Annotated in this window: 1 protein-coding gene; it reads left to right on the forward strand. The window is 53.6% G+C overall.

Translation table 11 applies throughout. The features are described from left to right. On the forward strand, positions 1-1,035 hold a 1,035-nt coding region (gene tuf, locus BEG40_RS21490), incomplete at its 5' end, for an elongation factor Tu (RefSeq protein WP_001395141.1). Between the last annotated feature and the right edge of the window lie 2 nt (positions 1,036-1,037).

A 1,037-nucleotide genomic window follows, 5' to 3' on the forward strand; every position in this document is an offset into this window, starting at 1 on the left:
GATAACGCGCCGGAAGAAAAAGCTCGTGGTATCACCATCAACACTTCTCACGTTGAATACGACACCCCGACCCGTCACTACGCACACGTAGACTGCCCGGGGCACGCCGACTATGTTAAAAACATGATCACCGGTGCTGCGCAGATGGACGGCGCGATCCTGGTTGTTGCTGCGACTGACGGCCCGATGCCGCAGACTCGTGAGCACATCCTGCTGGGTCGTCAGGTAGGCGTTCCGTACATCATCGTGTTCCTGAACAAATGCGACATGGTTGATGACGAAGAGCTGCTGGAACTGGTTGAAATGGAAGTTCGTGAACTTCTGTCTCAGTACGATTTCCCGGGCGACGACACTCCGATCGTTCGTGGTTCTGCTCTGAAAGCGCTGGAAGGCGACGCAGAGTGGGAAGCGAAAATCCTGGAACTGGCTGGCTTCCTGGATTCTTACATTCCGGAACCAGAGCGTGCGATTGACAAGCCGTTCCTGCTGCCGATCGAAGACGTATTCTCCATCTCCGGTCGTGGTACCGTTGTTACCGGTCGTGTAGAACGCGGTATCATCAAAGTTGGTGAAGAAGTTGAAATCGTTGGTATCAAAGAGACTCAGAAGTCTACCTGTACTGGCGTTGAAATGTTCCGCAAACTGCTGGACGAAGGCCGTGCTGGTGAGAACGTAGGTGTTCTGCTGCGTGGTATCAAACGTGAAGAAATCGAACGTGGTCAGGTACTGGCTAAGCCGGGCACCATCAAGCCGCACACCAAGTTCGAATCTGAAGTGTACATTCTGTCCAAAGATGAAGGCGGCCGTCATACTCCGTTCTTCAAAGGCTACCGTCCGCAGTTCTACTTCCGTACTACTGACGTGACTGGTACCATCGAACTGCCGGAAGGCGTAGAGATGGTAATGCCGGGCGACAACATCAAAATGGTTGTTACCCTGATCCACCCGATCGCGATGGACGATGGTCTGCGTTTCGCAATCCGTGAAGGCGGCCGTACCGTTGGCGCGGGCGTTGTAGCTAAAGTTCTGAGCTAATT

This window comes from Escherichia sp. MOD1-EC5495 (assembly GCF_002965965.1).
Taxonomy (GTDB): Bacteria; Pseudomonadota; Gammaproteobacteria; order Enterobacterales; family Enterobacteriaceae; genus Escherichia; species Escherichia ruysiae.